This is a genomic window from Streptomyces longhuiensis (assembly GCF_020616555.1).
In the GTDB taxonomy this organism is placed as follows: domain Bacteria; phylum Actinomycetota; class Actinomycetes; order Streptomycetales; family Streptomycetaceae; genus Streptomyces; species Streptomyces longhuiensis.
The window spans coordinates 8,440,712-8,464,256 of the sequence record NZ_CP085173.1 but is presented as its reverse complement, the minus strand read 5'-3'; the positions used below and the strand labels follow the sequence as shown (position 1 = coordinate 8,464,256).

The window sequence follows — 23,545 nt, the reverse complement described above, 5'->3', positions numbered from 1 at the left end:
TCACCGACAGCTCTGCGTGAAGGCGTGGCCGGTGACATAATCTCAAGGTCCTTCACGGCCCGGCCCAGGGTGCGCGCAGCGGTCCCGGTGAGTCGGTCAGCGATCTAGTACACGCTGGAGTCACGCATGACGGCACAGTCCTCCGGAAGCCGTATCGACACGAGCAGGGCCCACCCGGCGCGTGTCTACGACTGGCTGCTGGGCGGCAAGGACAACTATCCGGTCGATCAGGAAGTCGGGGAGAAGCTGCCGCCCGAGTCGCGCCTCAGTGCCCGGCGCAACCGCGCGTTCATGCACCGCGCCGCGGCCTGGCTGGCCGGCAGCGGCATCGACCAGTTCCTCGACATCGGCACGGGCATACCGACGAAGCCGAACCTGCACCAGATCGTGCAGGGCATCGTGCCGTCGGCGCGGGTCGCGTACACCGACAACGACCCCATCGTGCTGCGGCACGCGGAGGCTCTGCTGGTCAGCACTCCCGAGGGGGCGACCGACTACATCGAGGCGGACGTCCGCCAGCCCAAGGTCATCCTCGACCACGCCCGTACGTTCCTGGACTTCACCCGGCCCCTCGCGCTGTCGATGCTCGCCCTGATGCACTTCATCACCGACGAGGAGGATCCGTACGGTCTCGCGCGGACCCTCGTCGACGCCCTGCCCTCGGGCAGCTACTTCGTGTTCTCCCACGGCACCACCGATGAGCACCCGCACCTCGCGAAGACGGTGAAGAACACCTACCGGCAGGGCGAGATCCCGCTGCGGATGCGTACGCGGGCCGAGGTCGAACCGTTCTTCGAGGGCCTGGAGCTGGTGGAGCCGGGGCTGGTCACTTCGACGAAGTGGTACAAGGACACGCCCGCACCCGAGGAGGAGCTGAGCGGCTTCTACGTCGGGGTCGCCCGCGTGCCCTGAAGACCCCCTAATGACCTCTAGAGGCCCATCCGCCGCGCGTACTCCGCGAGGCCGTCGGCCGTGTCGCCCGCCCATCCCACGTAGCCGTCGGGCCGGACCAGGTACGTGCCCGTGCCGTACGCCTCGCAGGCCGGGATACGGGCGGTGGGGACGCCGAGCGCGGGGAGTTCGGCGTCCGTGGCCACTGTGAGCAGCGTCCAGTGCGGGCCGCGCAAGGTGTCGAAGAGCCGGCCACCGTCCACCGCCACGTCCGGCGCCCGGTCGCCCGCGCGCACCGGGCCCGCGGCGGCGCGGGTTTCCACGGCGAGCGACGATTCGCGGTAGCCCAGGCCGAGTTGGCGGGTCGCCTCACCGCGGCGGATCTCTCCACGGTGCACGCCCGTCGAGATGCCGAGCATGTGCGCGGCGATGGGACGGCGCTCCTCCTCGTACGTCTCGACGAGGGTGTCCGGGGCGCCGTCGCGCAGCACCGCGCCCAGCTTCCACCCCAGGTTGTAGGCGTCCTGGACGCTGGTGTTCAGCCCTTGGCCACCGGCCGGCGAGTGGACGTGCGCGGCGTCCCCGGCCAGGAGGACGCGCCCCGCGCGGAAGCGGTCGGCCAGCGCGGCCCGGGGCCGGAAGTCCGAGGCCCAGCGCACTTCGGTCACGTCCTCGGGGGCCAGATGGGAGCGCGCGGCGACCACCTTGCGGATGCCGTCGAGGGAGAGGTCGGGCACCGTTCCCTCGGGGAACTGCGCGGTCACCTGGAAGTCCTCGATGCCGGCGAGCGGGCAGATCGCGAGAAAGCCGTCGCTCCCTTCCCTGGGCGGGAACACATGCCAGTTGTCGCGGTCGAGGCCGGTGATGCGCACGTCCGCCACGAGCATCGGATGCGGGTCGACGGTCTCGCCGGTCATGCCGATGCCCAGCGCGCGGCGCACGGCCGAACGCCCGCCGTCGGCCGCGACGGCGTACCGCGCGCGGACCTGCTCTCCGGCGGCGAAGTGCGCGGTCACGGTGTCCGCGTCCTGTTCCACCGCCACCAGCTCACGCCCGAACTCCACCCGGCCACCGAGTTCCATGAGCCGCTCGAACAGGATCTGCTGCGTGCGCCACTGCGGCACCATCCACGGCTCGATGTACGGGGAGTCGTCGCTCGCCTCCGCCGGGTCGAACATGCGGTGCTCGCCGACCCGCGCGCCGTCCTGCCAGATCATGCCGACGGGGTAGGGACCACCGACGGCGTGGATCGCGTCCAGCACGCCGAGGTCATGGAAGACCTCCCTCGTACGCGGTTGGATCCCCTTGCCGCGCGACCCGGGGAAGAGCGCGTCGGCGCGCTCGACGACGAGGGCGTCGACCCCGCGCCGGGCGAGGTCGACGGCGAGGGCGAGACCGGTCGGCCCGGCGCCGACGACGAGGACCTCGGTGTGCGTGATCGCGCCTGCACGGGTGTCCATGACCAGCTCCTTAACGCCGTTAAATTCCATGCTTCGCAGCATGCGCTTAACGGCGTTAAACTGTCAAGTGTGGCTACCCAGAGATCCCCCAAGCTGGACAAGGCGCAGGTCGTCGACACCGCGCTGCGTCTGCTCGACGACGTCGGCCTCGACGGCCTCACACTCCGCGCCATCGCCAAGGAGCTGAACGTCCAGGCGCCCGCGCTCTACTGGCACTTCAAGAACAAGCAGGAACTGCTGGACGAGATGGCGACGGAGATGTACCGCCGCATGACGGCAGCCGACCCGCTCGCTCCCGACGCCACCTGGCGGGAGCGCCTGCTGACGTCGAACCGCGGACTGCGCACCGCGCTCCTGAGCCACCGCGACGGCGCCAAGGTCTTCAGCGGCTCACGCTTCACCGGCACGCTGCACGCGGTCGAGATGGAGCGGACGCTGCGCCTGTTCACCGACTCCGGATTCACGCTCACCCAGGCGGTGCGGGCCACCACGACCGCGTACATGTACACCCTCGGATTCGTCACCGAGGAGCAGGGCGTCCAGCCCCTGCCGGGCGAGCGCCGCGACGGGTACGACATCGACGAACGCGCCCGCCGGATGGCCGACTTCCCTCTGTCGGCCGCGGCGGGCGCGGAGATCTTCGAGAACTACGAGCAGCACTTCGAGGACGGTCTCGCCCTGGTGATCGCGGGGATCGAGACGCGCTACGGGATGGGCTGAACCATTCCCGCGGTTGTGGCGACGGCTTCGCGGCCGAGGGGGGCAGGGGCAGCCGGAGTGGCCGGGGCGCCTGGGGCCTCCGGTCGAGGGCCGGGCCGTCACTCGACCGGAGGCTGTACAGGAGGGCCGGCGCCTACAGCCCCACGTCGCGGCTGCGGATGTCGTCCAGGGACTCGCGGCGGACCAGGAGACGGGCGCGGCCACCATCCACGGCGACCACCGGCGGGCGGCCGACCAGGTTGTAGCCGGACGCCATGGACAGGTGGTAGGCGCCGGCGACGGGGACCGCGAGCAGGTCTCCGGGGTGCACGTCGGCGGGGAGTTCGACGTCGGTGGCCAGGACGTCTCCGGCCTCGCAGTGGCGGCCCACCACGGTCATCGCGGTCCGGTCCGCGGTGCTGTGGCGGCCGATCAGGCGCGGTGCGTAGCGCACGCCGTACAGCGCCGGCCGAGGGTTGTCGCTCATGCCACCGTCCACGGCCACGAAGGTGTGTGCGCCGGTGCGCTTGACGGCGAGTACGCGATAGAGGGCGATACCGGCCGGTCCGGCGATGGCGCGCCCGGGCTCGATGATCAGGCGGGGCACGGTGAGTCCGGCCGCCGCGCACGCCCCGATGAGCTCCGCTCGGACCTTGCGGGCCAAGGTGGTGAGGTCCAGGGCCTGTTCACCAGGACGGTAGGCGATTCCGTGTCCGCCGCCCAGGTCGAGTTCGGGCAGGGCGATGCCGTGCTGCTCGTGCAGCCGGGCCATCAGTCCCACCATGCGCCGCACGGCCGCCAGATACGGCTTGACGCTGGTGATCTGCGAGCCCAAGTGGCAGTGCAGGCCGGTGAGTTCGAGCTGCGGCTGGTCCAGTATGCGGGCGATGGCGTGCTGGGCGTAGCCGTCGGATATCGACAGACCGAACTTCTGGTCGTCGGTGCCGGTGCGGATCTTCTCGTGGCCACCGGCGCTGATCGCGGGTACGACGCGGACCATGACCTTCTGGTGTCCGTCAGGACCGACCGCGGCGGCCAGCCGGGCGATCTCGGAGGGGCTGTCGATCACGATGCGCCCGACGCCCAGGCGCAGCGCGGACTCCAGGTCGTGCGGGGACTTGGCGTTGCCGTGCAGCACAATCCTCTCGGGCGGGAACCCGGTGGTGACCGCGAGTTCCAGCTCACCGGCCGAGCAGACGTCGAGTCCGAGGCCCTCGTCGTCCACCCAGTGGGCCATGGCCCGGCACAGGAACGCCTTGGCCGCGTAGAGGACTTCGGCGTCGGGGAAGGCGTTCCGGTAGGTGCGGCAGCGCTCGCGTATCTCGCCCTCGTCCAGTACGTAGGCGGGGGTGCCGAAGCGGTCGGCGACCCCGGCGAGCGGTACGCCGGCCACGGCCAGGTCGCCCGGGTGGGGCTCGGTGGTGGAGGCGGGCCACACCGACAACTCGTCGGCGGTGGTGGTGACGGCGGGTTCGTGAACAGTGGTCATCGTGCGTTTCCCTCTCAACCGATCCACAGAGCGAGCGCCGAGACGAGCGCGGCGGCGCCGGTCACCCGCAGTGCCCCGACGGCCTGCGGATCCCATGTGCTCACGCGTGAACGGGAGGCCCCGTCCGGCACGGGGGCGACGGGCCCGGCGGGCGCGGGAGCCGGCGCCGAGAACTGGGGGTCCACGGTGACGGTGGCGACATCCAGCGGCGCCGTCAGCGCACGCAGCGCGGGCTCGGCGAGCCTGATCCACGCCTGCTCGGACCCGAGCGTCGCGGTCAGCTTCCGCTCCGAGGTGAAGCCGACGGCCGTGCGGTTGCCGAGGGGGGTACGGAAGAGCCGGGCCGCGCATCCTGCCGGTCCCGGCCGGACCGGAACGAACAACGGTCCGGCCGGGAACCGTTCAAGAGGCTCCGGGTCTTCGGGGTACGAGGGTTGTGCCATGGGATGCCTCCTGGAGGATCCGGGGTGATTCACGTGCGGGGTTCGAGAGCCCGGGACGCCGGCGGCTGCCGGGGTTCACCGCTGAAGCTATGCCCGCCCACTCCCGCTCGCCGATACCTCATAACGGGACGCTGACGGAGATCGGGCGTTCGCATACGGGACGCTGACGCGAGGAGCGATCGGCGGTGGGGACACCCGTCAGAGGAGCGCCAAGAAGTGGTGCTCGGGCTGTCCGAAGGCCTCGGACCAGGAGTGAGATGGAACGGGCCCTCAGGGCTGCCCGCGGGAAACCACCCGTGGGCGCGTGCGAAGAAGAACGGTGGAGTCATGTCTGGTTCCGGCGCCCCCACAGCCGCTCGCGTCGTGGTGGGAGTGAGTGGCTCCCTCGGCAGCCTCACGGCTCTGTGCCGGGCCGCCGTCGAGGCCCGGCACCGCGGTGCCGCGCTGTGGCCCGTCCTGGCGTGGGAACCGCCGGGCGGGGATCTCGCCGCCCGCCGCTCCTCGTCGTACGTGCTGCTCGACGACTGGCGGCGCATCGCGTGCCGGAATCTGCTCACCGCGCTCGACGACGCGTTCGGCGGCACGGGCCCAGGTGCGCCGATGAGCGCCCTTGTCGCCCGAGGCACCCCTGGCCCGGCGCTGGTGGAGATCGCGGACGGCGAGGACGACATCCTGGTCGTCGGCGCCGGCCGCCGAAGTTACTGCCACCGCGCCTTCTCCCGCTCGGTGAGCCGCTACTGTCTCGCCCACGCCGGCTGCCCGGTTCTCGCGGTGCCGCCGTCCCCGCTGGAGGCCGAGCTGACCAGCGCGCATCGCCGCAACACCTGGCGACTGCGCCTGGACGCACGGCACTTGACCGACGAGTCCGTGCGGCCCGAGGCCTGAACCCCGGCCCACGGAGCCCCGGCTCCCAAGAGTGCCGCCTGTCTAGGCCGTGACCGAGAGGTCGGACTGCTCCGGCTGCTGCGCCGGCGCCACCCGCACTCCGAGCACCATGGTGAGTCCGCCGCCGGGGGTGTCCTCGGCATCGAGGGTGCCGCCCATGGCCTCGGCGAAGCCGCGCGCGACCGCGAGGCCCAGGCCGACACCGGCGCCGCGCGGGGCGTCGCCGTACCGCTGGAACGGCTCGAAGATGCTCTCCTTCGCCTCGTCGGGGACACCCGGCCCGCGGTCGATCACCCGGACTTCGACACGGTCGGCGATGGCGCTCGCGGAGACCAGTACCGGCGTACCCACCGGGCTGTACTTGACCGCGTTCTCCACCAGGTTGGCCACCGACCGCTCCAGCAGCCCCTTGTCCACGTACACCATCGGAAGCGTCTCGGGAATGTCCAGTTCCACGCTGTCCTCGGGCACGCCGCCCAGGGCCATCGGGACCACCTCGTCGACGTCGATCTCACGGATCAGCGGGCTGACGGTGCCGGTCTGCAGCCGGGACATGTCCAGCAGGTTGCCCACCAGGAGGTCGAGTCGGTCGGCGCCGTCCTCGATCGCCTCCAGGAGCTCCGCCCGGTCCTCGTCGGACCACTCGACATCCTCCGACCGCAGGGACGAGACGGACGCCTTGATGCCCGCGAGCGGCGTGCGCAGATCGTGACTGACCGCGGCGAGCAGCGCGGTGCGGATGCGGTTGCCCTCGGCCAACTCCTTGGCCTGGGCGGCCTCGTGCTGGAGGCGCCTGCGGTCCAGGACAACGACGGCCTGGGCGGCGAACGCGGCCAGCACCCGCCGGTCGGAGGCGGGCAGCACGCGACCGGACAGCGCGAGGGACATGTGGTCACCGACGGGCATGTCGACGTCCGCGTCCTCCGGCCGCGCCACCGGCCCTCCCCCGCCCACATGTCCCGCGCAGGTCCACGGAACCACCTCGCTCTCCCGCTCCAGCAGGGCCACCGACTCCATGCCGAAGGTCTCGCGGACCCGCTCCAACAGCGCCTCCACGCTGGTCTCGCCGCGCAGCACACTGCCCGCGAGGAAGGAGAGGATCTCCGACTCGGCGCGCAGCCGGGCCGCCTGGTGCGTACGGCGGGCGGCGAGGTCCACCACGGAGGCCACGGAGACCGCGACACCGACGAAGATCGCGATGGCGACGATGTTCTTCGGGTCGGCGATGGTGAGGGCATGGACGGGAGGGGTGAAGAACCAGTTCAGCAGGAGCGAGCCGACCGCCGCGGAGGCCAGTGCCGGCAGCAGGCCACCGAGCAGGGCCGCGGCCACCGTCAGGGCCAGGAACAGCAACATGTCGTTGGCGAGCCCGACTTCCGGGGCGACGCCGGTGAGCAGGGCGGTGAGGAGCGCGGGGCCGAGCACACCGACGAGCCAGCCCCATACGGTCCTCGGACCGCCGAGGCGCGCTCCCCGGGCGGCGGGCAGGCCACGGCCCTTGCCCGCCTCGTCGTGGGTGATCAGATGGACGTCGAGGTCGGGCCCCGACTCACGGGCCACCGTCGCGCCGACGCCGGGCCCGAAGACGTACTGCCAGTCCCTGCGGCGGGACACTCCGAGGACGATCTGCGTGGCGTTCACCCCGCGCGCGAACTCCAGGAGCCCCGAGGAGACGTCGTCCCCGACGACATGGTGGAAGGTGCCGCCGAGATCCTCGACGAGGGTGCGCTGCTGGGCGAGTTCCCCGGGCGAGGCGGAGGCCAGCCCGTCGCTTCGGGCGATGTGGACGGCCATGACCTCGCCGCCCGCACCCTTCTCCGCGAGCCGGGCGGCACGGCGGATCAACGTGCGGCCCTCGGGACCCCCGGTCAGGCCGACGACGATCCGCTCGCGCGAGCCCCAGATCTTCGACACCTGATGGTCTCTGCGGTACTCGGTCAGATACTCGTCGACGCGGTCGGCCACCCACAGCAGCGCCAGTTCGCGCAGCGCGGTCAGGTTGCCCGGCCGGAAGTAGTTGGACAACGCCGCGTCGACCTTGTCGGACTGGTAGATGTTGCCGTGCGCCATGCGGCGGCGCAGCGCGGGCGGTGACATGTCGACCAGCTCGATCTGGTCCGCCCGCCGCACCACCTCGTCCGGGACCGTCTCCTGTTGTCGTATGCCGGTGATGGACTCCACCACGTCGCCGAGCGACTCCAGGTGCTGGATGTTGACCGTGGAGATCACGTCGATGCCCGCGGCCAGCAGTTCCTCCACGTCCTGCCATCGCTTGGTGTTGCGCGAGCCGGGGATGTTCGTGTGGGGCAACTCGTCGACGAGGGCCACCTGCGGATGTCGTGCCAGTACCGCGTCCACGTCCATCTCGGTGAAGACGCTGCCGCGGTACTCCAGCTCCCGCCGCGGGATCTGCTCCAGGCCGTGCAGCATCACCTCGGTGCGCGGCCGGTTGTGGTGTTCCACGAAGCCGACCACGCAGTCGGTGCCCCGCTCGACACGGCGGTGCGCCTCGGAGAGCATCGCGTACGTCTTGCCGACCCCGGGCGCCGCGCCGAGGTAGATCCGAAGCTTGCCGCGTGCCATCTTCTCGTCTTCTCGTCTCTTCGTCTTTGCGGTCGGAAGGGGCCGCTGGGGTGGACCGTCAGTTCTCGAAGCGGTAGCCCATGCCCGCTTCGGTGATGAGGTGGCGCGGGTGGGAGGGGTCGGCCTCCAGCTTGCGCCGCAGCTGGGCCACGTAGACCCGGAGGTAATTGGTCTTGTTGCTCCGGGAGACGCCCCACACCTCTTCGAGCAGTTGCCGGTGGGTGATGAGGCGGCCGGGATGGGAGACCAGGATCTCCAGCAGGTGCCATTCGGTCGGGGTGAGGTGGATGTCGCGTCCGGCGCGGGTGGCCTTCTTGACGACGAGGTCGACGGTGAACTCCTCGGTGACGACCAGGACTGTCTCCGGGGCCGGCGGCACGCCCTCCGTGCGACGGGCGGCCGCACGCAGCCGCGCCAGCAGCTCGTCCATGCTGAACGGCTTGGTGATGTAGTCATCGGCGCCGGCGTCGAGGGCTGCGACCTTCTCGTCGGACGCCTGGCGGGCGGACAGGACGAGGATCGGTACGCGGGTCCAGCCGCGCAGGGCCCTGATGACGTCGACGCCGTCCATGTCGGGCAGCCCGAGGTCGAGCAGCACCACGTCGGGCCGGCGAGCGGCCGCCAGCCGGAGGGCCGTGGCACCGTCGGGCGCCGCGTCCACTCCGTACCGTCGTACCTCCATGTTGATCACGAGTGCCCGTACGAGCTGCGGGTCGTCCTCCACCACCAGCACGCGGTTCATGGGTGTGCGCCTTTCGAGTCGTACGTGAGTCCACGAGCGCCGGGAGCAGCACAACAATCTTCGTGGCAGGGGGAGTTGACGGTTCCCGGATGCCTCCCGGCCCGCCAACTCCCGCTGGGGTCGCGTAACGCCATCAGCTCTTCGCCACGAGTTCCTCGAGGGCGATGTTGAGTCGAGGACGTTGACGCAGGGCTCGCCCATGAAGCCGAGGATGCGGCTGCTGGTGTGGTCCTTGACGAGCTTGTCCACCTGGCCGACGGACAGGCCGTTCCGCTCGGCGACACGGTGGACCTGGAGGTCCGCGTAGGCCGGGGAGATGTCCGGGCACCGCGTCGGCGGGGACGTCTGCCTTGTCGACCTTGTAGGTGGCCGTCGTGTTGTCCTTGATGACGGCTGCCTTGGCGGCCATCACCTGGCAGTCACAGCTTCGTCACCCCCTTGGCGACAAGCGCCACCAACGCGAAAACCGCGATCGTGGTGACGACGAAGGCCACGTCGGCCATCGTGAGCTCCTGGATAAGGTCTGGGTGAGTGGTGCGGACGGTTAGAGGAAACCGCCTCTCTGGCCGGATCTGAGCGTCGTTGACGGCTCCCTTACGTCGCCGTGCAGTCCCTTGACGCGACTCTTACGGCCACCGGGCCGACCGGAGAGAAGGCACCACCGACCGGAGCAGGAATTCGCCAGAACGGTCCCCGCGGTCAGCTCCGCCGCCCCCCGGCCGGATCCCACCTCAGACCTGCCTGACCGGCCCCGCTGTGTCCAGCGCCGCGCCCGTCTGGTCGGCGAGGGTCACCGCGACCAGGCGGGCCTGGAGCGGCGGTAGAGCGCCCGGGCCCGGCGTGAGCATGAAGCGGCCTAGGTAGTGGCCGTTGCCGTACGCGCGCAGTTCGATCTCGCCCGCCGGCCAGCCCGCGCCGTCCACGTCCCACTTCCTGCGGCCGACCAGCAGCTGCCCGTCCTGCTTCAGACGGGGCGGCCGGCCCATGAGGGTGCCGTACTCGAAGCGGCAGGCGCGCAGGCCCAGGAGCTCGGTCAGTTCGCCCCGGACGTGATCCACCACGGTGTCCGAGGACTTGGCGGACCGGGCGAGGCGGGCGGTCTCGTGGATCCGCGCGAGATGGCCGGCGTCGGTCACTGTGGTCACCTCGAGGCGACGCGCCCGGGCCGCGAGCTGGGACACGATCAGGCCGACGATCAGGAGCAGTACCGCCGTCTCGACGTCCGCGGAGGAAGTGACGTCGAACGTCTCGTACGGGCGAGTCAGGAAGAAGTCGAACCAGGCCGCCGCCGACAGCGCCGAGAGCGCGCCCGCCGCGCGGCTGCCCAGCGCCGCCACCGCGACGACCACCACGACCAGGACCAGCGCCGCGTTGGTGCGCGACAGATCCGTGCGGAACGGGACGAGCACGAGTGCCACCAGGAAGGGAACTGCCAGGCCCGCAGCCAGGGCGCACCGGTCCCGCGGGAGCCAGTGGCCCGGCGCTGCGTCACCTCTGGCGCGACGGGGCGTCCATATGCCGGTTTCGGTACTCACGAGGCACCTCCTGCGCGTTGCGCATCACGCGGATTGCGGATGCGTCCGTCTGCTCGTGCCGCTTGAGCGGCTCGCTCTGTTCGGCGGTGGGCAGCGACACGACCATGGTCAGGCCGCCACCAGGGGTGTCCTCGGGGGTGAGGGTCCCGTTCATCGCCTCGGTCAGCCCCCGCGAGAGGGCCAGGCCCAGGCCCAGGCCGGTGGTGTTGTCGGTGTCGCCGAGACGTTGGAAGGGCTCGAAGAGGCGGTCCCTGCCGGACGGCGGAAGGCCCGGCCCGCGGTCCACGACACGTACTTCCACCCGGCCCGCCAGAGCGCTGGCGGTCACCAGCACCTTGCCCCCGGGCGGGGTGTGACCCGCGGCGTTGGCGACGAGGTTGGCGATCACGCGTTCCAGCAGCGGCGGATCGACCAGTACGGCCGGGATCTGTTCGAGGCTCCCGGACTCGACCTCGGGGCCGCCCGCGGGCAGCGAGTCCAGTGCGGTCGGCAGGACCTCCTCCAGGCCGGTGCCGCGCAGATTCAGCGTGAGGACACCCGCCTGGAGGCGGCTGAGGTCGAGCAGGTTCTCCACCAGCTGGTTGAGCCTGGCCATGGATCCGTCGGCGGTGGCGAGGAGCTCGTCCCGGTCCGCGGGCGAGAACTCCACGTCGCTGCTGCGCAGCGAGGCGACGGCGGCCCAGCCCGCCGCGAGCGGGGTGCGCAGGTCGTGGCCGACGGCACGCAGCAGTGCGGTGCGCATGCGGTCGGCGGCCTTGACCGGTTCGATCTCGGCGGCGGCCTCGGCGAGCCGGGCCCGTTCGACGGCGCCCCCCACGTGCGCGGCGAACGCGGCCAGGACCCGCCGCTCGGATGACGACAGGGTGCGGCCGCGGAGCACCAGGAAAGCACCGGGCCCCGCCGGTACGGCCGTCACGGGCTCTGCCCCGTTCCCTGTGTCAGGGGGCTCGTCGACCAGTTCCGCGGACGTCATGCCGAAGGTCTCCCGCGTACGTTCCAGCAGGGCCGGAATCGTCTGGCCGCCGCGCACGATGCTGCCCGCGAGCGAGGACATCGTCTCCGCCTCGGCGGTGGCGCGGGCCGAGCGCCGGGACAGGCGTAGGGAGCGGTCGACGACCGCCGCCACGACGGCGGCCACCGCGGTGAAGACCACCAGAGCGAGCAACGCGTTGGGATCGTCCAGCGTGAACTGGCCCATGGGCGGGATGAACCAGTAGTTGAGGAGAAGAGATGCCGTGGCGGACGCGATCACCGCCGACACGACGCCGCCTATGCAGGCGACGCCCACCACCGTGAGCAGGAACAGCAGAGCCTCGCTGGTGAGGTTCACGGTGCCACGGACCTGGGCGAGGACGACGGTGAGCAGCACGGGCAGCACCAGCCCTGCCACCGGTCCCGCGATCAGTCGGGGCGTCGAGAGGGTACGGCGCCTGGAGGGGAGCAGGGTGCCGCGCCCGGCGCGTTCGTGGGTGACCCGGTGGACGTCGATGTCACCCGAGAGCGCGACGACGGTCTCGCCGGTGCCGGGTCCCGTCAGGAACCTCTCCAGGCGGCCGCGACGGCTGGAGCCGAGGACGAGCTGGGTGGCGTTCTCGGCGCGGGCGAACTCCACCAGGGTGACGGCCACGTCGTCGCCGACCACCGAGTGGTAGCTGCCGCCGAGATCCTCGACGAGCCGCCGTTGCCGGGTGAGTGAGGCGTGCGAGACTCCGGCGGCCAGTCCGTCGCTGCGCGCCACGTGCACGGCGAGCAGGTCGCCGCCGGACGAGCGGTCGGCGATTCGGGCGGCCCGCCGGATGAGGGTGTCGCCCTCCGGCCCGCCGGTCAGGGCCACGACGACACGTTCGCGGGTTTCCCAAACCCTGCCGATCGCGTGCTCGGCCCGGTACGACTTGAGCGCCTCGTCGACACGGTCGGCGACCCACAGCAGGGCGAGCTGGCGCAGTGCGGTCAGGTTGCCGGGCCGGAAGTAATTGGCGAGCGCTGCGTCGACCTTCTCGGGCGGGTGGACGTTGCCGTGCGCCATGCGGCGGCGCAGCCCCTCGGGCTCCATGTCCACCAGCTCGATGTTCCGGGCCCTGCGGACGACCTCGTCCGGCACCGTCTCGTGCTGCGGCACCCCGGTGATCTTCTCGACGACGTCCTTGAGGGACTCCAGGTTCTGGATGTCGACCGCGGTGATCACGTCGATCCCGGCCGCCACGAGGCGCTCCACGTCCTGCCAGCGCCTGGGGTTGCGCCCGCCGCCGGGGACGTTCGTGTGCGCCAGCTCGTCGACGAGCGTGACCTCGGGGCGCCGGTCGAGCACCGCTTCGACGTCCATCTCCGCGAACGCCTCGCCCCGGTGCTCGCACCACGCATGTGGCACGACCTCGAGCCCCTCCAGCATCCTCTCCGTGTGCGGCCGGCCGTGGCACTCGACGAACCCCACCACCACGTCCGCGCCACGCGCGGCCCGGCGGCGCCCCTCGTCGAGCATCCGGTAGGTCTTGCCGACGCCCGGGGCAGCCCCGAGGTAGACCTTCAGTCGTCCGGGCCGTACGTCACTCATCGCAGCCGAAGCTCTCTGCTCGCTGGTTCAACGCTCTTGAGGGGATGGGGCGCTTCTCCTACCGAAGCCCTTCCGGTGCCGGTCGGGGCGGTCGTTAGCGCATCCTTGGCGCTCCTCAGGTGGACCTTGACACCCTCTTGACGCCCTCCGGCCGGCGCCCCTCAGCGGAACTCGGCGAACCGCGGCCGCAGCCCCAAACACGTGAGCGCCATCGCCGCGAGCAACAGAGCGCAACCCCCTGGGAGTTGCTCGGTCACAGCGGACCTGCCGTCCCGTACGGATGTGGTGAAGTGCTGCCGGTTGATGTCGGTCACCTTGTCGAGGGCGGTCATCCACGCACCGAAGTGCGCGTTGGAGGTGCCCGCCTCCCATCCCATGCAGAACTCGACCGCCTCGCGCTCCTTGCCGGCCGCCAGCAGGGCCCGGATCCTGCGGTCGTCCCGCTCGTAGACGGCGTACGCCTCCACCGTCTCCTCGGCCGCCGACTGCTCCCCGGCGAAGGTGATGTTGTCGAGCTCGCGCCGGAACTCACCCGTGAAGCGGAGATCTCGCCGGTCGGCGCGGTACGCCTGCCAGGTGGTGGCGAGTTCGGCGTCGTACGACGTGAGGGTCGCGCCCCGGAGACCGTAGAGCTGCTGCGACTTTTCGAGGAACGCCCGCTCGTACCTGCCGCGGCGCTCGGGGTCGAGGAGATAGCGGCTCTCGTCGGCGTTCGCGTCGTACGCGATCGCTCGGGCCCGGGACAGTGCGACGACGGAGTCGAACGCGTCGTGGCGAGCGACGCGCAGGTGCCCGGCGGAGGCGGAGATCACCTGCGCGCCGAGGAGGACGGCGAGCAGGGTGCAGACCGTGGCGCCGAGGACGCCGGGGTTGAGGATGCGGTGGAAGCGGCGTGCCAGATACCACTGAAGGACGACGAGGACGACGAGGAGAAGCACGCCCAGCACCAGAACAGCGACGAGCTCACCCCGCAGGGCCGAACGGGCTTGGCTGTAGCGGGCGTCGAACGCCCGATCGTTGGAGGCCACCAACTCGCCTGCACCCGGCAGGAGTCGGGTGCGCAGAAGATCGGTGGCCTTGCGGTGGTCGGCGAGAGCGGCCGTCTTCCCACCGCGATGGCCGTCGTTCTCCAGGGCGCGCCCGATCAGCTCCTGGTATGCGGCGAGTCGTCGGTGAGGGCCTCCACCGTGTGCTCGTCGGTGCGGTCGCCCTGCGCGGCGACGGCGAGCGTCCGCAGGTCGTGTCCGATGTCGCGGCGGGAATCACCGTAGAAGCCGACCGCCTTCTCGTACGGCGTGTCCAATCTCCCTTTGCCCGCATTGCCGCTGGACAACAGGATGTTGGCGGCCTGCGCGTCCATGTCGTTGAGCGCGAGGTCGAGGGCGGCGGCGCTGGTGGTGCGGGGCGCGTCACGGCCCTCGACGGCGTCCCAGGTGCCGGTGAGACCGACCCCGGCGAGGGCGAGCAGCAGGGCCAGGACGGCGGCGAGCGAGACCGTGGCCGCGCGCAGTAGGCGCAGCCGCGCGGGCACGGTGGCCCAGAAACGGCGGCGCAGAGCGGCCCGCGCGGCCACGGTCTCACGACGGAGGCGCCGCCAGGGGCCATCGGTCCGCGGCCCCCCTCGAGGCCGCGGACCGGATGCACCCCGTGGCGGGGCGCCCGGTCCCCGGGGTGGAGGGGCGACGGCCCTCTCCTCCGCTTCAGGACCGCTTGCGGTTCCCACCGTGATGGTCATGAGCCCTCCCCCGGTCACACCACGGACGATCACCCGCCCCCGTGTCGCCCAGTCTGCGACCGGATTCGGCCACGAGCGGCCCGCGTTGACGCCCTCCTGACGCCGCTTCAGGCCTGTTTGACGAGACCTTGACGTCCTCGGCGCGCGGCCTGTCGGGGAGACGCGGATCAAGGCCACGTATGCGCATGTCAGGGGTGCGTCAGGGAACGGTGGTCGAGCTTGCCCGGGGCCCGCTGGAAGCTCTTCCATGGATCCCGAGAACAGCGAGTGGCTCCACGTCGACCGGCCGCCCCATCGGGCGTTCCGTCGCCCGCCCCGCTGTACGGAATCGCCCGCGTCAGCCGTCCGCTGACGCGCATTCCGTAACCAGAGGGGCGCCGTGACCCACGTCCGGCGCCCCTCTCCCGTACCCCACCAATCACCCACCCTCACGAACTGGTTCCCCTCACACGCCCCGGGCCCGGCCGCCGTCGGCGAGCACGCCCTCGCCACCGGCAACGGCCGATGGTGGGCGGACCGAGTGATCCGCCCACGCGCGATCGCCGTTTCCTGCGCCGGGCACGCCCTGCTCCGGGGTACTCCGGACGCGCTCACGCCCGAAGCCCTGGCTCCGCTGGCGAACCACTGCATCGACGCCCCGGCCGACTTCCTGCCCACCCTCGGTGCCGCCTTCGACCGGTTCGCCCCCTGGGAACGGATGGTGTGGACGCTGCGGGCGGAACCCCAGCCCGTCACCACCCCCCGCGGCGTGACCCTGCGCCGCCTCGAACCCGCCGACACCGACGCCGTGCAGGCGCTCGGCCCCGACGCGGCCTGGATTCATACGAGTTGGGGAGGTCCGCCGGGTCTCGCCACCTCCGGCCACGGCTGGGCGACCACGGACAGGAAGGGCCACGTGCTGGCCATCGCCTGTACGTACTTCCGCGGCACCCGTCACGAGGAGGTGGCGGTGTTCACAGCCCCGGATCACCGCCGCCACCGACTGGCTCTGGCCTGTGTCACGGCCCTGTGCGCGGACATCGCCGCACGCGGACACGCTCCTACTTGGAACTGCTCGGTCCTCAACCGCGCCAGCCGACTGCTCGCCTGGACCGCCGGCTTCCGCCTGGTCCACGAATACGTTCACTACGCGGCCGGGTGCCCGGCGACGCACGGCCGGCTCACGGCGTGAGCCGGCCGCAGCGGCCATGACTGTCCGTCAATTCCCGCACCTGGACGGCGTGAGAAGAGGGGAAGGGGAACAGCGGGGAACTGCCGGCAGCCCGGCGGGCTCAGGTGCCCGGCTTGCGGCCGTAGACGTAGACGTCGTCGCCCGTCTTCAGCAGGGACCAGTACTTCTTCGCGGTGGTGCTGGTCATGTTGACGCAGCCGTGCGAGCCGGGCGGGTTCCACATGCTCACGCCGACCGAGTGGAAGGCCTGGCCGCCGTCGAAGAACTGGCTGTAGGGCATGGGCACGTTGTAGATGCTCGACACGTGGTCGATGTGCCGCCAGTAGATCTTCTTCAGGCCGGTGCGGGTCTCGTAGCCGTCACGGCCGGTGCGGACCGGTACCGGCCCGTAGACGAGGTTCTTGCCGTCCTGGATCCAGCTGAGCTGAAGCGTCAGGTTCACGCAGGCGATGCGCCCCTTGTTGACGGGGCATTTGCCGTCTTTGTTGGGATTGCCGCCGACGGCCTTCTGCTTGTTCATCAGGTCCATCACGCCCCACGTGACAGGCCCCGCGTAGCCGATGTTCGGGCTGATCCCGTGCTTGTTCTGGAAGGCCTGGACGGCCTTGCAGTCCGCGGCGGACTGCTTCCCGTCGACCGGCCGGCCGAGGAACCCCTCCACCTGCTTCTGGTAGGGACCGGTCGACGTCGTACAGCTCGCGGCCTGCGCGGGCGCGGCGCCCAGCGCGAGTGTCAGCGGTGCGACGAGTCCGGTGATCCCCAGTGCGACGGCTCCCCGTCTGCGTATGTCCCCCATGGCAGGGCTCCTCCTGGCAGGGCGCTCGATGCGCCTGACGTGTTTCTCTGCCAGAGAGACCGGTTGCGGGTCGCGCAGGTTGCAGCCGTGCCCGGACCGGTACCCAATGGTGACATTTCCGGAGCCTGCCCGGTGAGGGCTGCGGGGAAGGGTGCCGGTGCGGGGCGATCGCCGCCTCGGCGTCGCGATCTTCGTCCCGGCGTCCTGCACGGTGCTCCGGAAGACGGTGCCGACGCCGGTCGCCCCGACCACACGCTCAAGGTGACCGGCGGAGGAGCGTCAGCAGGCGCCGACCCACTCCTCTTCGCCGTCCGGGAAGAACTGGTGCTTCCAGATCGGTACCTCGTGCTTGAGGTCCTCGACGAGGCGGGCGCAGGCGGCGAAGGCCTCCGCGCGGTGCGGGCAGGAGACCGCCGCGATCACGGCGACGTCGCCGATGTCCAGCCGGCCCGTCCGGTGGACGGCGGCGAGGGCGCTGACCGGGAAGTCTGCGGCGACCTTCTCGGCGACCCGGCGCAATTCGCTCTCCGCCGCGGGGTGGGCGCTGTATTCGAGGGCCTCCACCGACCTGCCGACGTCGTGGTTGCGGACGGTGCCGACGAAGACGGCGGTGCCTCCGGCGGTGGCATCGCCCACGGCCTCGTACACCTCGTCGAGTGAGAGCGGGGTGTCGCGGATTGCGAGCAGTCGTACGGGATGGCCGGAGGGGTCCGGGGCGTGCGGCATGGTTCGTTCCTAGGGTGGACGGTGCGGGATGTTGCGCCGCACGTGAGGCCGTTGGCGTGAACTTCGTTCTGTATGTGCGGTGTTGGGCCGGATCAGCCGCCCGCGAACGGGGGCAGCACCTCGATCGTTCCCCCCGGGGCGAGGTGGACCGAAGCGTGGTCGCGGCCGCCGACCGGGCGGCCGTCCACGAGGAACGAGCAGTAGCCGAGCACCCGCGCCAGCCGAGGACGGTCTTCGTGCCGGGAACGGACCTGTTCCAGCGCTTCCGCGAGTGTCGTCGCGCGGTGGGGCTCCTCCGCCGTACCGGCCGCCGCCTTGGCCGCTGCCCAGTAGCGGATGGTGCCGGCGGGCGTCATCGGCGTCGCCACAGCTGTGCCTCCTGTTGTCGAACTGCTCTGATCCGTCGTTCCGTTCGCCGTTGTCGTTGGGTGTTCCCACACGGTCACGGTCCGGGTACCTCCAAGACCTCCATGCCGGCCCCGGCGGGCACGCCTCCGGGCGGGACGACCGCGAGGCCGTCGGCGAACGCCAGCCCACGCAGCATCGCCGGGCCGTCGAACGGGAGCGGCGCCACTTCGTGGTGCGTGCGTCGCACCGGCAGCAGCCGGGTGTCCCGTGGGTGTCCGGGCAGCGGGGCGGCGGCACGCATCCGGCAGGGATCCGCGTCCGCGTGGCCGCCGAGGCGGCGCAGCAGCGGCGCGGCCAGTGTCACCGTGCCGGCGACGGCGGCAAGCGGGTTGCCTGGCAGGCCGACCAGCCGGCGGATCCGGCCGTCGGGGGTCGGCGGCAGCTCGGCGAGCAGCATGGGGTGGCCGGGTCGTACGGCGACGGAGTCGACGAGCAGGCGGGCGCCCGCCTCTTCGAGGGTGGCGTGCAGGAAGTCCACCGGGCCGGCGGCGGTGCTGCCGGTGGTGACGACGACATCGGCCGGCGAGTCCTGTACGGCCTCCCGCAGCAGTCCCAAGTCGTCCGCCACTCGGCGGCTGCCGATCACGTCGGCGCCGCAACTTCGCAGCCATGGAGGCAGCATGGGGCCGAGCGCGTCGCGTACCCGCCCCCGCCGGGGCAGGCCGGACTCCAGCAACTCGTCGCCCAGTACCAGCAGTTCGACGGTCGGGCGGCTGTGCACGGCGAGCCGGTCGTACCCGGCCGCCGCTGCGAGTCCCAGCACTGCGGGGGTCACCGTGACACCGGCCGGGATCAACGCCTCGCCCCCGTGGCACTCCTGGCCACGCGGCCGGATGTCGCGGCCCGGAGCCACCGAGCCGGGCCCGTCGGAGCGATCGTGCAGCGTGCCGCTCTCCGAGTCGAACTCCCCGTGTTCCCTTCGCAGTACGGCCGTTGCGCCCGTCGGCAGTCGGGCGCCGGTGGCGATGGGGACGGCGGTGCCGTAGTCGCCGAGCGGCTCAGACCGGTCGCCGGCGAGGACGGCGGCGCCGCCCACCAGCCATGGTCCCGGTCCGGCCACGGCCCAGCCGTCCATCGCGGACGTGTCGAACGGCGGCAGATCGGTGAGGGCCGTCAGCGGTTGGGCCAGAGCGTGGCCGAGCGCGTCCGCCAGGGACCGCGTGACGACCGGCAGGGGCTGTCCGACACAGTCCCGTGCTGTCTGCCGGGCCTGTTCCCAGGCCAGGTGAGTGTCTGCTGCCGCTCCCGCCGTCCGGGTGCCGGCCAGGGTGTGTGTGCCTGCCGGGGTCATGCGGTGCCCGCGCCGTTCTCGGGCTCGGCGGCCCAGCGCTCGGCCAGCGCCGTCACCCTGCGGTTCGCCTCGGCGACGGCCTCGGGCCCGCCTCCCGCCTGCGCGGCGGCATAGCCGACCAGGAACGAGGTCAGTGGCGCCGCCGGGCGGGCCACACCATGGGCGACGACCTTGGTCATGTCGAGCAGTTCGGCGACATCGACGTCAAGGTCGACGCCGAGTTCGGACTTGACGTCCTCGATCCATCTACGCATCCAGCTCACCTTTGTTCGTGTCTTCGGCCCGTCGTCGTCTTGGGTGGCCCCGGGCCCGTCAGCCTCCGATGGCCGACATCGGGCGTTCCGGGCGGCGGAACTCCGGGCTGTCGATCGCGTGGCCGGGGCCCTTGCCGCCGACCGAGGTCCGCCAGGCCGCCTCCACCGTCGCGTCGTCGGCGCCCCGACGCAGCAGGGCCCGCAGGTCGGACTCCTCGGTGGCGAAGAGGCAGTTGCGCAACTGCCCGTCCGCCGTCAGCCGCACGCGGTCGCAGGTGCCGCAGAACGGTCGGGTGACACTGGCGATGACACCCACCAGGGCGTCCGTGCCGGCGATCCGCCACTCCTCCGCGGGCGCGTTGTCCTGCCGTACGACCGGCACCAGTTCGAAGCGCTCACCGAGCCGGTCGAGGACCTCCGCGGCGGTCACCATCCGGTCCCGGTCCCAGGCGCCTTGGGCATCGAGCGGCATCGATTCGATGAACCGCATCCGGTAGCCGTTCTCCGCCGCGAACGCGGTCAGGTCGACGATCTCGTCGTCGTTGACCCCCCGCACCGGCACCGCGTTGATCTTCACGGGGTTCAGGCCTGCGTCACGCGCGGCCGAGAGCCCGGCCAGTACGTCCTTGATCCGGTCGCGCCGGGTGATCTCGGCGAACCGCTCCGGGCGCAGTGTGTCGAGGCTGACGTTGACCCGGCCGAGCCCGGCCTCGCGCAGGGCGACGGCACTGCGCGCCAGGCCGATGCCGTTGGTGGTGATCGACAGTTCCGGGGCCGGATCCAGGGCGGACAGTCGGGCCACCAGACCGGGCAGGCCCCGACGCAGCAGCGGCTCACCACCGGTCAGCCGGACCTCGGTGATCCCGAGGCGCTCGGTGCCGATACGGACCAGACGTACGACCTCGTCGTCGGTGAGGACTTCGGCACGGGGCAGCCAGTTCAGCCCCTCGGCCGGCATGCAGTACGTGCATCGCAGGTTGCAGCGGTCGGTCAGGGAGACCCGCAGGTCCGTGTGGACCCGCCCGAAGCGGTCCACGAGGGGCGACGGAACGCCGAGCCGGTCCTCACGGCCGGGAAGCCACTTCGGGGTGTGGTGCCGGGACAGACCGGGATCGGTCGGATCGTCGCTGTGATCAAGCACGGTTGCGCCCTCCCAGGAAATACCGGAAGCCAGGGTTGGTGAAACATTAGAGACCAGGCTTCGCGAATTATCCAGGGGTCGGAATCCGACACCTTTCCTCACTCCACCCATTCCTCACTCGTCGATCATCATCGGAAGACTTCCCGGAGAAGTCAAAGAGGGGTTCTCAATGGCATCATCGGTCAGGGCTATCAGGCCTCAGATCCCAGGTAGGACAAGGGATGCGCGCTGATAAGCGAGACCTATCAGGCGATCGGAAATGCCTCTTTGACGGCGCCCCTGGATTGCAGGAAGCTTCTCTCGCGGCGATGAGGCGTAAAACGTGACCGGCGCGCGTGGGTAAACCGCGTAAAAGCGAACACGGAAAACAGGCCGCCGGTTCCCGGGGACCCGTCCACCCAGGTGCATGGAAGAAAGAGGCAGACCAGATCATGAGCAGCAGCATCGAGGACCCGGCCGACGACCTGACGGTCACGCCCCCCAAGACCTGGGCGACGGGTCTCCCCGCCGTGACGCACGCGCTGGAGTACTCCCTCAGCCAGACGTCCCCGCGCCGCACCATGCTGACGCTGCTGAACATCAACCAGGCCAAGGGCATCGACTGCCCCGGCTGTGCCTGGCCCGAGCCCGCGCCGGGCAAGCGGCACATGAACGAGTATTGCGAGAACGGCGCCAAGCACATCAACGACGAGGCCACCTCGCGCCGCGTCACCCGTGACTTCTTCCGCGAGCACTCGATCGCCGACCTGGACTCCAAGTCGGACTACTGGCTCAACCAGCAGGGCCGGCTGACCGAGCCGATGGTCAAGCGCCCCGGCGCGACCCACTACGAACCGATCGGCTGGGACGAGGCGTTCGGCATCCTCGCCGAGGAGCTCAAGCAGCTCACCTCCCCCGACGAGGCCCTCTTCTACGTCTCCGGCCGCCTCAACAACGAGGCCGCGTTCCTCCTCCAGCTCTTCGCCCGCGCATACGGCACCAACAACCTGCCGGACTGCTCCAACATGTGCCACGAGTCCAGTGGCTCCGCGATGTCGGAGACCCTGGGTATCGGCAAGGGCACGGTCTCGCTCGACGACCTGGAGAACTCCGACCTGGTCTTCGTCGTGGGCCAGAACCCGGGCACCAACCACCCGCGCATGCTGTCCTCCCTGGAAGAGACCAAGCGCAACGGCGGCAAGATCGTCGCCGTCAACACGCTCCCCGAGGCCGGCCTGCTCCGCTTCAAACACCCGCAGCGCCCGCGCGGCATCATCGGCAAGGGCACGCAGATCGCCGACCAGTTCCTGCACATCAGGGCCGGCGGCGACCTCGCCCTGTTCCAGGCGCTGAACCTGCTGCTCCTGGAGGCCGAGGACGCCAACCCGGGCACGGTCGTCGACCACGCCTTCATCGAGAAGAACACCATCGGCTTCGAGGCCTTCGAGAAGCACGCGCGCCAGGTGACCTGGGAGCACATCTACGACGCCACAGGCCTGTCCCGTGAGGAGATCGACGAGGTCTTCGAGCGCGTGCTGAAGGCCGAGTCGGTCATCGTGTGCTGGGCGATGGGGCTCACCCAGCACAAGCACGGCGTCCCCTCCATCCGTGAAGTCATCAACTTCCTGATGCTGCGCGGCAACATCGGCAAGCCGGGCGCGGGCGCGTGCCCGGTGCGCGGCCACAGCAACGTGCAGGGCGACCGCACGATGGGCGTGTGGGAGCGGATGCCGCAGAAGTTCCTGGACTCCCTGGGCAAGGAGTTCGGTTTCACGCCGCCCAGCCACCACGGCCTGGACGCCGTCGACGGCATCCGCGCCATGTACGAGAAGCGCGCCAGGTTCTTCCTCGGCGTCGCCGGCAACTTCGTTCGGGCCACCCCCGACAGCGAGGTCACCGAGCAGGCGATGCGCAACTGCAGCCTGACGGCCCACGTCTCGACGAAGCTGAACCGCTCTCACACGGTGTGCGGCGAGACCGCGCTGATCCTGCCCACCCTGGGCCGCAGCGACAAGGACTTCCAGGCCACCGGCGAGCAGTTCATCACCGTCGAGGACTCGATGAGCGACGTGCACGCCTCCCGCGGCAAGCTGCCACCGGCCTCCCCGCACCTGCTCAGCGAGGTCGCCATCATCAGCCGCATGGCCCTCGCGACCATCGGTGACAAGTACGGCATCCCGTGGCAGGGCTTCGAGGACGACTACGGCACCGTCCGCGACCGGATCTCCCGCGTCGTCCCGGGCTTCGAGGACTTCAACGAGCGTGTCTCCGCACCGGGTGGCTTCAACCTGCCGAACCCGGCCAACCGCGGCGTCTTCAACACCCCCAGCGGCAAGGCCGTGTTCACGCAGAACGAGTTCACGATGCCGCATGTGCCCGAGGGCCATCTGCTGCTGCAGACGCTGCGCTCGCACGACCAGTGGAACACCATCTGGTACGCGCCCAACGACCGTTACCGCGGCATCCACAACGCCCGCCGTGTCGTCATGGTGAACCCCGCCGACCTGAAGCTGCTCGGCATCGAGGACGGCGACATGGTCGACCTGGTCAGCGTCTGGCACGACGACAGGGAGCGCCGCGCCGAGAACTTCAAGGTCGTCGCCTACCCGGCGAGCCCTGGGTCCGCCGCGGCCTACTACCCCGAGACGAACGTCCTGGTCCCGCTGGACAGCGTCGCCGACATCAGCAACTGCCCCACCTCCAAGGGAGTTGTGGTGCGACTGGAGCCCGTCGCCGCCCCGAGCTGACCCGGCACCCGGCACTCCC

At 70.9% G+C, this 23,545-nt stretch carries 20 protein-coding genes and 1 pseudogene; 5 read left to right on the top strand and 16 right to left on the bottom strand.

Going from position 1 to position 23,545, the window contains the following annotated elements:
* Positions 1 to 126 precede the first annotated feature (126 nt).
* Positions 127 to 912 (top strand): SAM-dependent methyltransferase, encoded by a 786-nt coding sequence (locus LGI35_RS38535; RefSeq protein WP_227299060.1) that lies wholly within the window; start codon positions 127 to 129, stop codon positions 910 to 912.
* A gap of 17 nt (positions 913 to 929) precedes the next feature.
* On the opposite strand, the gene LGI35_RS38530 is transcribed toward LGI35_RS38535, so the two are convergent.
* Complete coding sequence (locus LGI35_RS38530) at positions 930 to 2,351, bottom strand: FAD-dependent oxidoreductase (RefSeq protein ID WP_227299059.1); 1,422 nt, start codon at positions 2,349 to 2,351, stop codon at positions 930 to 932.
* Positions 2,352 to 2,420: 69 nt separating this feature from the next.
* Between LGI35_RS38530 and LGI35_RS38525 the strand changes: the two genes are divergently transcribed.
* On the top strand, positions 2,421 to 3,071 hold the full coding sequence (locus tag LGI35_RS38525; protein WP_227299058.1) for a TetR/AcrR family transcriptional regulator C-terminal domain-containing protein: 651 nt from the start codon (positions 2,421 to 2,423) through the stop codon (positions 3,069 to 3,071).
* A gap of 133 nt (positions 3,072 to 3,204) precedes the next feature.
* Here LGI35_RS38525 and lysA read toward each other — a convergent pair whose 3' ends face one another.
* Both lysA and LGI35_RS38515 read right to left on the bottom strand, forming a co-directional pair.
* Complete coding sequence (lysA, locus tag LGI35_RS38520) at positions 3,205 to 4,539, bottom strand: diaminopimelate decarboxylase (protein WP_227299057.1); 1,335 nt, start codon at positions 4,537 to 4,539, stop codon at positions 3,205 to 3,207.
* Positions 4,540 to 4,553: 14 nt separating this feature from the next.
* A complete protein-coding gene (locus tag LGI35_RS38515) occupies positions 4,554 to 4,982 on the bottom strand; it encodes an SAV_915 family protein (RefSeq protein WP_227299056.1) in 429 nt (142 codons plus the stop codon).
* Between the two features lie 327 nt (positions 4,983 to 5,309).
* Here LGI35_RS38515 and LGI35_RS38510 point away from each other — a divergent pair, with 327 nt between their 5' ends.
* The gene (locus LGI35_RS38510) at positions 5,310 to 5,867 is read left to right on the top strand and encodes a universal stress protein (RefSeq protein ID WP_227299055.1); all 558 of its coding nucleotides are present in this window, start codon (positions 5,310 to 5,312) and stop codon (positions 5,865 to 5,867) included.
* A 42-nt stretch (positions 5,868 to 5,909) separates the two neighbouring features.
* Here the strand turns inward: LGI35_RS38510 and LGI35_RS38505 are convergent, their stop codons facing one another.
* The 7 genes and pseudogenes from LGI35_RS38505 to LGI35_RS38475 form a co-directional block, all read right to left on the bottom strand.
* Positions 5,910 to 8,450, bottom strand: coding sequence for a sensor histidine kinase (locus LGI35_RS38505; RefSeq protein ID WP_227299054.1), 2,541 nt, complete (start codon positions 8,448 to 8,450; stop codon positions 5,910 to 5,912).
* Positions 8,451 to 8,508: 58 nt separating this feature from the next.
* Positions 8,509 to 9,192, bottom strand: coding sequence for a response regulator (locus LGI35_RS38500; protein ID WP_227299053.1), 684 nt, complete (start codon positions 9,190 to 9,192; stop codon positions 8,509 to 8,511).
* Between the two features lie 133 nt (positions 9,193 to 9,325).
* Positions 9,326 to 9,607 (bottom strand): annotated as a pseudogene (locus LGI35_RS38495) (potassium-transporting ATPase subunit C); the annotation flags it as partial.
* A gap of 316 nt (positions 9,608 to 9,923) precedes the next feature.
* Positions 9,924 to 10,727: a DUF4118 domain-containing protein gene (locus tag LGI35_RS38490; RefSeq protein WP_341483472.1), complete on the bottom strand. Its 804-nt coding sequence runs from the start codon at positions 10,725 to 10,727 to the stop codon at positions 9,924 to 9,926.
* The gene (locus LGI35_RS38485; protein WP_227299052.1) at positions 10,681 to 13,278 is read right to left on the bottom strand and encodes a sensor histidine kinase; all 2,598 of its coding nucleotides are present in this window, start codon (positions 13,276 to 13,278) and stop codon (positions 10,681 to 10,683) included. The genes LGI35_RS38490 and LGI35_RS38485 overlap by 47 nt, the downstream gene beginning before the upstream one ends.
* 161 nt (positions 13,279 to 13,439) lie before the next feature.
* Positions 13,440 to 14,306 (bottom strand): hypothetical protein, encoded by an 867-nt coding sequence (locus LGI35_RS38480; protein WP_227299051.1) that lies wholly within the window; start codon positions 14,304 to 14,306, stop codon positions 13,440 to 13,442.
* A gap of 116 nt (positions 14,307 to 14,422) precedes the next feature.
* A complete protein-coding gene (locus tag LGI35_RS38475) occupies positions 14,423 to 14,851 on the bottom strand; it encodes a hypothetical protein (protein ID WP_227299050.1) in 429 nt (142 codons plus the stop codon).
* 541 nt (positions 14,852 to 15,392) lie between these two features.
* Here LGI35_RS38475 and LGI35_RS38470 point away from each other — a divergent pair.
* The gene (locus LGI35_RS38470; protein ID WP_227299049.1) at positions 15,393 to 16,184 is read left to right on the top strand and encodes a GNAT family N-acetyltransferase; all 792 of its coding nucleotides are present in this window, start codon (positions 15,393 to 15,395) and stop codon (positions 16,182 to 16,184) included.
* A gap of 100 nt (positions 16,185 to 16,284) precedes the next feature.
* On the opposite strand, the gene LGI35_RS38465 is transcribed toward LGI35_RS38470, so the two are convergent.
* The 6 genes from LGI35_RS38465 to moaA all read right to left on the bottom strand — a co-directional run bounded on the left by LGI35_RS38465 (position 16,285) and on the right by moaA (position 20,695).
* Positions 16,285 to 16,980 carry a L,D-transpeptidase family protein gene (locus LGI35_RS38465; protein WP_116505817.1) on the bottom strand — a complete coding sequence of 232 codons (696 nt, stop codon included), beginning with the start codon at positions 16,978 to 16,980 and terminating at the stop codon, positions 16,285 to 16,287.
* 279 nt (positions 16,981 to 17,259) lie between these two features.
* Positions 17,260 to 17,706 (bottom strand): molybdenum cofactor biosynthesis protein MoaE, encoded by a 447-nt coding sequence (locus tag LGI35_RS38460; protein WP_227299048.1) that lies wholly within the window; start codon positions 17,704 to 17,706, stop codon positions 17,260 to 17,262.
* A 92-nt stretch (positions 17,707 to 17,798) separates the two neighbouring features.
* The gene (locus LGI35_RS38455) at positions 17,799 to 18,062 is read right to left on the bottom strand and encodes a MoaD/ThiS family protein (protein WP_227300698.1); all 264 of its coding nucleotides are present in this window, start codon (positions 18,060 to 18,062) and stop codon (positions 17,799 to 17,801) included.
* Positions 18,063 to 18,148: 86 nt separating this feature from the next.
* Positions 18,149 to 19,405, bottom strand: coding sequence for a molybdopterin molybdotransferase MoeA (locus tag LGI35_RS38450; protein WP_227299047.1), 1,257 nt, complete (start codon positions 19,403 to 19,405; stop codon positions 18,149 to 18,151).
* On the bottom strand, positions 19,402 to 19,659 hold the full coding sequence (locus LGI35_RS38445) for a DUF6457 domain-containing protein (RefSeq protein ID WP_376596143.1): 258 nt from the start codon (positions 19,657 to 19,659) through the stop codon (positions 19,402 to 19,404). Before LGI35_RS38445 ends, LGI35_RS38450 begins: the two co-directional genes overlap by 4 nt.
* A 58-nt stretch (positions 19,660 to 19,717) precedes the next feature.
* Positions 19,718 to 20,695, bottom strand: a complete 978-nt coding sequence (gene moaA, locus LGI35_RS38440) for a GTP 3',8-cyclase MoaA (RefSeq protein WP_227300697.1) — start codon at positions 20,693 to 20,695, stop codon at positions 19,718 to 19,720.
* Positions 20,696 to 21,231: 536 nt separating this feature from the next.
* Between moaA and LGI35_RS38435 the strand changes: the two genes are divergently transcribed.
* Positions 21,232 to 23,526 carry an FdhF/YdeP family oxidoreductase gene (locus tag LGI35_RS38435; RefSeq protein ID WP_227299046.1) on the top strand — a complete coding sequence of 765 codons (2,295 nt, stop codon included), beginning with the start codon at positions 21,232 to 21,234 and terminating at the stop codon, positions 23,524 to 23,526.
* Positions 23,527 to 23,545 lie beyond the last annotated feature (19 nt).